The 5,115-nt window shown below is 63.6% G+C and carries 6 protein-coding genes; all 6 read left to right on the forward strand.

Translation table 11 applies throughout. The features are described from left to right. Nucleotides 1-684 (forward strand): baseplate J/gp47 family protein (locus tag VA602_RS02505; RefSeq protein ID WP_323452381.1); only part of this gene is annotated, 684 nt, incomplete at its 5' end. Next, on the forward strand, nt 681-1,205 hold the full coding sequence (locus tag VA602_RS02510; RefSeq protein WP_323452382.1) for a phage tail protein: 525 nt from the start codon (nt 681-683) through the stop codon (nt 1,203-1,205). The genes VA602_RS02505 and VA602_RS02510, both read left to right, overlap by 4 nt. Before the next feature lie 9 nt (nt 1,206-1,214). After that, entirely contained in the window at nt 1,215-3,260 is a 2,046-nt protein-coding gene (locus VA602_RS02515) for a phage tail-collar fiber domain-containing protein (RefSeq protein ID WP_323452383.1), read from the forward strand. Between the two features lie 7 nt (nt 3,261-3,267). Beyond that, nucleotides 3,268-3,978, forward strand: a complete 711-nt coding sequence (locus tag VA602_RS02520) for a DUF4376 domain-containing protein (RefSeq protein WP_323452384.1) — start codon at nt 3,268-3,270, stop codon at nt 3,976-3,978. Beyond that, a complete protein-coding gene (locus VA602_RS02525) occupies nt 3,975-4,898 on the forward strand; it encodes a hypothetical protein (RefSeq protein WP_323452385.1) in 924 nt (307 codons plus the stop codon). The genes VA602_RS02520 and VA602_RS02525 overlap by 4 nt, the downstream gene beginning before the upstream one ends. After that, on the forward strand, nt 4,895-5,115 hold a 221-nt coding region (locus tag VA602_RS02530), incomplete at its 3' end, for a baseplate complex protein (RefSeq protein ID WP_456154082.1). The genes VA602_RS02525 and VA602_RS02530, both read left to right, overlap by 4 nt.

Consider the following 5,115-nt stretch of genomic DNA (forward strand, 5'->3'; position numbering starts at 1 on the left):
AACCTCGCCCCGGGTTATTACGCGATCCTACTCGACCCGGTACCGGGTATTGCCCAGGTCATCAACGCCGACGACTGGATGACTGCACCGGGTGCGGATCCTGAGCCAGACGACCAGTTGCGCCTTCGCGTCCGTAACCAATTCAGCGCGGTGAACCAGTGGCATACCGACGCCGTGTATCGCGCCATGATCGCCGCGTTCCCGGGCGTGCGGCCCGATGGGATCTACTTCGAACACGGCGCGCCACGCGGTCCTGGTAGCGCGAACGCCTACGTGCTGTTCGACGCCGGCGTGCCGGCGGAATCATTCCTGGAGCAGATCAACGCCCACATCCGCGACGGCGGGAACCATGGTCATGGTGACGACCTGGTCGTGTTCGTCATGCCGGAAACCCCGCATGCCATCAGCGTGACCGTGTGGCCCCGGCCAAACCTTACCGCCCCGCAGACCCAAGCCCTGCAGGACAACATCGCGCTATTCATCCGCGCCGCGTTCCGCGAGAGCACGGCCAGCGACTACCGCCCGACCCTGACCTACCCTCAGTCGCGCTTTTCACTGAGCCGCCTCGGGGAGGAGCTGCACCAGGTGTTTCCCGAAATCGAGTCGCTGCGCTTCGCCGGCGAAGACATCGTGTCGCAGCTGGATATCCCCCGCATCTCTAGCCTGCAGGTGACGTTCGCATGATCCGCATGAAACTGCCGTTCTGGCTCGGCGGTGCCGAGCTGGCCAAGCTCACCGCAGCGGCGCAGTCCTGGTGGGAAAAGGTGAAGGGCTGGGTCCAGTGGCCGCTCCTGCAGGCCGACGCCGAGACCTGCCACCTGACCATCCTGGATCTGATGGCCTGGCAGCGGGACATCACCCGCTTCAGCAACGAGCCCGAGCGCCTGTATCGCCTGCGCGTGAAGTTCGCCTTCATCAACGCGGTGGACGCGGGCAGCACGGCAGGCCTCAAGCGCATCTTGCGCCGCCTGGGCGTGGGCTACATCGAGATCAATGAGCGCATGCCCGATCGGGACTGGGACGTGGTGCTCCTGCGCCTTTCTGACTCGCAGCTGTCGGAAAACCCCGAGCTGTTGCGCGTCCTGGTGCAGCAGTACGGGCGCACGTGCCGCCGCTATGACTTCGTGTCGATCACCCCTGTGACGCTGCGCGTGCTCGCAGCCGACTTCAACGACGACCAGCAGACGCTGGTCGCCAGCCTGTAGGAGCCCGCCGTGGCCAGAATCACCCTCGCCGGCGAAAGCCTGATTGCCCAGAAGCAGGGGGCAAAGGAAGTCCTGCACATCACCCGGTTCATCTACGCCAACGTGCCCGGACTGGATCCTGCAAAACCGATTGATCGCGCTGCAGCAAAGCCGCCGACGGCGCAGATCGTTCACACCTACGAGATCCCGGCAGGAAACAGCGGGTACGTGAACCCGAACCAGGTCGTTTATAGCTCCATGCTGGGCAGCGACATCGGTGACTTCGACTGGAACTGGCTCGGCCTTGAGTCCGCCGAGGGCGTACTGTTCGCCGTGGCCTATCTGCCCCTGCAGCAGAAGCGGCGCAACATCCCACCGGTGCAGATCGGCAACAACGTCACCCGCAACATCCTGGTCGAGTACACCGGCGCGCAAGAGCTGACGGGGATCGCGATCGATGCCAGCACCTGGCAGCATGATTTCACCGTACGCCTGGCCGGGATCGATGAGCGCGAGCGTCTGAGCAATCGTGATGTGTACGGGCGCGCCTGTTTCTTCAATGAAGCACTGCAGGTGATCGGAGCGCCGGCGACCGGTTACCAGGTCATGGCAGGGACTGCCTACGTCGAGGGTATACGGCTCGATGCCAAGGTGGCTTCGATTATCCCGCCGGCGCTGCCGACTACGGCCTGGCTTGACGTTGTCCTTGAGCGGCAATTTAGCGACGTGGTGGCCCGCTCGTCGGTTGTGTTTGGCGGCGCGGACGCGTTCGGCGACTGGGAAGACGCACTAGGGGTCCAGCACTACTGCGTGCCGCTGGCCGATCTCAGTGCTGCAGGTGTGGTCGATCGGCGCGGTGTGGAAAAAATCGATGGGCCACTGGTGAAACATTTCGCCAGTCGGAAGTCGGTCCAGGATCTTGAGGACGGCACCACACCAGCTGGCAAGGCCAAACAACTCGCCACACCGCGGACAATCGAGATCATCGGCGCAGCGCAAGGCACGACCCAGTTCGATGGCAGCAAAGATGTCAGCCTGCACCTGGTGATGAGCGACAACGGGATTAAGGCAGGTACCTACACCAAGGTGCAGGTCAACAGAAAAGGCATGGTTGAGTGGGGCGGCGACCTGACTGCTGCCGACATCCCGAGCCTGGACTGGTCGAAGATCAATAGCGGCAAGCCCACCACTTTAGACGGCTACGGCATCACTGACGCACTCAAGCGCGGCGAAGTTGGCCTTGGCGCGAGTAAGGCGCCGATTGGCTCGATCGACTCCCCGGGTTTGCCAGGTGGATTCTATAGCTTCACTGAGGGACCAACATCGCTGGCAAACTATTGCAGTGTGCTGGTTATACCCTATGCATCCGGCACCTACTCCGGACAACTAGCATTCCAGCAAGGTGGTTCCGTTGTTCGGATGTTTGCACGATCTATACAGAACAACGGCAGCTGGACCCCAACCGTTGAGATTTTCCATACGGGTAACTTGTCGCCGGACTCCATTGTTCCACCCGGCACCATGATCCAGACCTTCAGTCGCAAGGCACCTCCTGGAACACTTCGAGCGAATGGGGCTGCTGTCAGCCGGACCACCTTCGCCAGATTGTTCGCTGAACTGGGAACCCTCTACGGCGCAGGCGACGGGGTGAGTACCTTTAACCTCCCAGACACCAGAGGCTTGTTCATCCGTGACGTGGACGACGGGCGCGGCTTTGACCCTGGCCGGATCCAAGCCACTGTCCAGTACAGCCAGAACTTGAACCACACCCACACAGCATCCACCGGCGAAGCGGGCTGGCACTACCACCCAAACAGCTGGATAGGAGCGGCTGGCGAACACACCCATACCGCGCCTCGGGCAATGAACAATAACGTGGGGGGCGGTTCTCCAAACTTCACAACTGCGAACTACCAAAACGGCTCCACCGCTCCTACCGATCCAGCTGGCGCGCACACGCACAGCCTGGGCATTGTCGGGGACGGCGTGCATGTCCACTCCGTGAACGTCGGCGTCGAGGGTGGGCATGAGTCCCGCCCTGTCAACGTGGCTCTGTACACCTACATCAAATACTGAGAATCCCATGGCAAAGACGAAAACGGTCTATCAGACCTCCCCGTTGGGGTTGTTCACCGGCAAAACCGAGGCTGACGAGTCGCCGCTGGAACCCGGCGTATTCCTGATCCCGGGCGGCTGCGTCGAGGTGCCGCCACCGCTGATCCCCGAGAACAAAGCGGCCCACTGGGACGGTAAGCACTGGCAGTTGGTGGACTACTTCAAAGGCCTGGTCGTGTACAGCATCACCACCGGCGAGCCCCTGACGTTGGACGGAATGGGCGCAATCCCGTCCGGCTACACGATGAAGAAGCCCGGGGCGGACCAGGTCTGGAAGAATGGCGAGTGGGTAGACGATACAAACGCCATCCTGGCCAAGCTTTACCAGCAGAAGCTGGCAGAGGTGAATGGCGGCTGCAGCCAGTACATTGAGGCGGGCTTTAGCTCCAGCGCCCTGGGCGAGCCCTTCCGCTACAGCAGCGTCCTAGAGGACCAGGTGAACCTGACCGGCCTGATGTTCAGCGGTCTGGACAGCGCCTATCCGTGCACCGGCCCTGATGGCGTCCGCACTTTCCGGGATCACACCCGCGAGCAGCTGCTGCAGGTGAACAAAGACCTGGTGCTGTTCAAGCAGACCGCGCTGCAGCGCGCCGACCAGCTGAAGCGCGACCTGGCCAAGGCCCTGCAGGACAAGAAACTCAAGGCGATGCGCGCCATTACCTGGACGGCGCCGGCATGACCTGGTCGCCGGTCACTATGCGCTGGCCCACCGAATCCACCAGGTGGATGGACCAGCTGGGCGGAGCCAAGGCGCTGGCCGATCGCGAGCTGGCCAGCACCGGCACGCGCCTGGCCGACCTCGAGGCCGTGACCACCACCAACCCGGGGCCAGTCGGTGCTGCAGCGAAAGGGCCGAGCGAGGCCGGGCGCCAGGCCATGGCCGAGCAGCTGAGCGAGCCGCCGTCGTGCCTGGTCGTGACGCCGTTCCAATCTGGTATCGGGCAAGGACGCGGGCACCAGCGCTTTCTGTCGGCACCGAACCTCCTGCAGGCGCTGGCCAACAAACTCACCGACGCCACCGACGCGGCCCGGCCCCAGGGCGAGCAGCACGCCCTGTGCATATTGTTCCTGGCCACCCGCTACGACCAGTTGGCCGCGAGCCTGGGCCGCTTCAATGCACTGATGCCGGTCCCGGAGTTGGTCCGCGCTGAGCGCCGCGCCGATCACCTGGCCAAGCTCGAGGCGGAAAAATGGCAGATTCCCAAGTCCGGCCCGCTCCCACGCTGGCAGCCACTGCCCCTGGAGCGCTGCACCGTCGTCAAGGCCGCCCAGCAGTCCATGGCAGGCCAGTTGGCCGTCCTGGAGAGCTACGCGGCGGACAGCTCACCCATGGCAGATCTGAGCGCGCTGGCCAGCCGCAAGGCCGAGCAGCAGCGCAACCGTGACAAGCAACTGCAGGATCTGCAGGAGTCGCTGCAGGATCGCCAGCCGGACACCGCCACGCGGGCCAGGACGATCGGGCCGGGCAGCAACGCCGAGTTGCGCCGCCTGCTGCTCGAGCACGACGCCCCGGGGCACGAGTGGGTCATCTGCGCCGGCGTAATCATGGTGGGCTCACAGAAGGGCCTGAGCTTCGTGCGCGAACTGGTGGGCCTATGACACTGCTGCTGCTCGACGGTACCGCGATTCAGGGCAAAGGCCTGAAAGTGACCGCAAACCTGCGCATCGAGGCGGACGACCTGTCCGGGCAAACCAGCAACACAGAGACGGCGCACAAGGGCTTCAAGCCCAAGACCCTCACCGTGACGCTGAACATCCCATACAAGAACGCCGCCTGGCTGCGCGATCTGATGCGCGTGGCCGAGGCCACCGAGGG

Source organism: Pseudomonas machongensis (assembly GCF_034961125.1).
GTDB classification, from domain to species: Bacteria; Pseudomonadota; Gammaproteobacteria; order Pseudomonadales; family Pseudomonadaceae; genus Aquipseudomonas; species Aquipseudomonas machongensis.

Coding starts and splice junctions, on each gene's coding strand:
- VA602_RS02510 (WP_323452382.1), top strand. CDS start 681: ATGATCCGCATGAAACTGCCGTTCTGGCTCGGCGGTGCCGAGCTGGCC.
- VA602_RS02520 (WP_323452384.1), top strand. CDS start 3,268: ATGGCAAAGACGAAAACGGTCTATCAGACCTCCCCGTTGGGGTTGTTC.
- VA602_RS02525 (WP_323452385.1), top strand. CDS start 3,975: ATGACCTGGTCGCCGGTCACTATGCGCTGGCCCACCGAATCCACCAGG.